Here is a 265-nt window from a genome sequence, read left to right as displayed (position 1 = left end):
ATCGCCAGCAGCGAGATCGGTAACGAGGTAAATAAAGGTATCATCTGGCTTGTTGGGGTTCTCGATGATAAAAGCACGAGAGTAAAGACGCTGTCGAAGACCAGTTCCCTTTTGCTCGGAATCAGCGAATCCCATAAACACGATCTCTACAACTGGCCTACGGAGATAATTAGATTATGCCAGGAGAGATACGTCCAAGAAATAAAGATTTCACTGTACCCGGTAACATCGGCCTTTCCAATACCGACGTTGAATATGTCATCCT

At 45.3% G+C, this 265-nt stretch carries 1 protein-coding gene; it reads right to left on the bottom strand.

Annotated elements, in window-relative coordinates; all coding sequences use genetic code 11:
- A partial coding sequence (locus tag CVH10_RS21360) for a neutral/alkaline non-lysosomal ceramidase N-terminal domain-containing protein (RefSeq protein WP_369335950.1) occupies positions 1–144 on the bottom strand: 144 nt, incomplete at its 3' end.
- Positions 145–265 lie beyond the last annotated feature (121 nt).

The sequence above is a fragment of the Halomonas sp. ND22Bw genome (assembly GCF_003011945.1).
Classification (GTDB): domain Bacteria; phylum Pseudomonadota; class Gammaproteobacteria; order Pseudomonadales; family Halomonadaceae; genus Halomonas; species Halomonas halophila.
The sequence above is the reverse complement of the archived record's forward strand: the minus strand, read 5'-3'. Positions and strand labels throughout refer to the sequence as shown.